The following is a 2238-nucleotide window of genomic DNA, read 5'->3' on the forward strand; positions in this document are numbered from 1 at the left end:
GGGGCGACCGCCGCCCGCGCGGAGGAGCCTCCGGCGGGGGACTGACGCGCCGCGGGGCCCCGACGGCCCCGCGCTCCGGGAGCCTGCACGCCACCTGCGGCGACGTGCAGGCTCCGCCGCGCCCCGGCGCATAGGACGCGACGTGAGCACGACGACACCCGTCCGCGTCCGCAGGCCCGGCTCCCGGCGCAAGGTCGAGGTCTACGACTTCCGGCGGCCGACGACGCTCGTGCGCGAGCACTACCGCATCCTCGAGATGGCGTTCGAGAGCTTCGCGCGCCAGTGGGGCACGCAGCTCACCGCGCGGGTCCGCGTCGTCTCCCAGGTCGGGCTGACGTCCGTGACGATGCGCACGTACGACGACTACGTCGCGGACCTGCCCATGACGACGACCGTCGTCGTGTGCGACATCGAGGGCATCGCGCCGCGCGCCGTGCTCGAGTTCCCGCACACGGACGCGCTCACGTGGATCGCGCACATGCTGGGCGCCGGCTCGTACATCCCGGAGATCGACCGCAAGTTCACCGACGTCGAGCGCGCGCTCATGACGTCGCTGCTCACCGAGACGCTGCGCGACCTGCGCCACTCGCTCGGGCGGCTGCTCGAGAACCCGCTGAAGATCGCGTCGATCCAGCACAACTCCCAGTTCGCGCAGGCCGCGCCGACCGCCGAGCTCATGATCGTCGCGGAGTTCCAGCTGCGCGTCGGGGAGCGGTCGTGCCGCGCGACGCTCGCGCTGCCGTCCGTCGCGCTGCTGCCCAACATGGGCGAGGCGAACCCCGCGGACGACCCGAGCGACGCGAGCGCGCGCACGCGCCAGCACCTCGCGCGCGCGCTCGTCGACGTCACCGTCGAGCTGACCGGCGCGTCGATGACGCCCACCGAGGTCATCGACCTCGCCGTCGGCGACGTCATCCGCCTCCCGCACCCCCGCTCCCGCCCGCTCGACGTCGTCGTCGACGGCCACGTCCTGGCCCGCGGCGCCGTGGGGTCGTCCGGGTCCCGTCTCGCCTGCCGCATCGTCACCACCGAGGAGAACTGACCCATGACCACCGCCAGCACGGTCGACCGCCCCGCCGCCCAGGTCGCGACGGAGGCCGCCGAGGCGCTCGTCGGTCTCGTCCCGACGAGCACGCCGCTCACCGCCGCCCTCTCCGGCGGGGCGCCCGTCGGGCCGCAGGCCGCGCAGGCGGTCGTCGCCTCGTACGTCGGCGAGTCGAGCACGGACATGGCGCTCGCGCTCATCGACCAGGCGTCGCTCGCGGGCGCGTCCGAGTCGGCGACCATCGACGTGACCGACGTGCTGCGCCCCGCCATGGAGGCGGCCGGCGCCACGACGGGCGTCGGCGTCCTCGGCGAGATCCACGTGGGCGACGCGACGGACCTCTTCGAGGACCCCGAGGCCGTGGTGTTCGAGCTCTCCGCCGGCGGCGGCGCGACGGCCGGGTGGTTCGTCGTGCGCACCCGCACGCCCCTGCGCGGTCTGCCCGACGAGGCCGTGACGGACAACCGGCTCGCGCGCATCTCCGGCGTGGAGATGAACCTCGCCGTCATCGTCGGCCACACGCGCATGCCCGTGCGCGACGTGCTCAACCTCGAGCCCGGCGCCGTCGTCGAGCTCGACCGCTCGGCCGGCGCGCCCGCCGACGTGCAGCTCAACGGCCGCACCATCGCCAAGGGCGAGGTGGTCGTCGTCGACGGCGGCGACTACGGCGTGCGCATCACCAAGATCCTCGACACGGACGACTGACCGGCGTGGACGTCACCACCGTCCTGCGGGTCGCCTTCTCCCTCGCGGTCGTCTTCGGCCTGCTGTGGCTCTCGTACCGGATCGCCGGGCGCGGCACGCGCTCGGCGGGCACCGGCCGCGGCGAGCAGCTGACCGTCGTCGCGCGCCAGGGGCTCACGCAGAAGAGCACCGCCGTGCTCCTCGAGGCCGGCGGCAAGCGGTACCTCCTCGGCGTCACCGAGGGGTCCGTGACGGTGATCGACGGTCCTACGCCGCGGCCCGCCGAGCCGGCGCCCGTCGCGCGCACGGCACCGGCGACGTCGGCGCCGGCACCAACACCGGCACCCGCACCGGACCGTCCTGCACCGCCGACCACGGAGAGCTTCGACGACATCGTCTCGGCGGCGGAGCGCTGGCTCGCGGAGGAGGCGGACCGGCCGATCCCGTGGCCGGAGCTGCCGCCGCGGCACGAGGCGCCGACGCGCGCCGCGCGGCAGGCTGCCGCGCAG

3 protein-coding genes are annotated in these 2238 nt (G+C 75.0%); all 3 read left to right on the forward strand.

Annotation, left to right across the window (positions count from 1 at the left end; all coding sequences use genetic code 11):
• The first annotated feature begins 142 nt into the window (after window positions 1–142).
• Window positions 143–1042, forward strand: coding sequence for a flagellar motor switch protein FliM (locus tag JZ5iCDA_RS17010; RefSeq protein WP_069388186.1), 900 nt, complete (start codon window positions 143–145; stop codon window positions 1040–1042).
• A 3-nt stretch (window positions 1043–1045) separates the two neighbouring features.
• Window positions 1046–1750, forward strand: coding sequence for a FliM/FliN family flagellar motor switch protein (locus JZ5iCDA_RS17015; RefSeq protein WP_069388187.1), 705 nt, complete (start codon window positions 1046–1048; stop codon window positions 1748–1750).
• A gap of 5 nt (window positions 1751–1755) precedes the next feature.
• Window positions 1756–2238 (forward strand): FliO/MopB family protein (locus tag JZ5iCDA_RS19225; protein WP_069388188.1); only part of this gene is annotated, 483 nt, incomplete at its 3' end.

Source organism: Cellulosimicrobium cellulans (genome assembly GCF_001722485.1).
Classification (GTDB): Bacteria; Actinomycetota; Actinomycetes; order Actinomycetales; family Cellulomonadaceae; genus Cellulosimicrobium; species Cellulosimicrobium cellulans_A.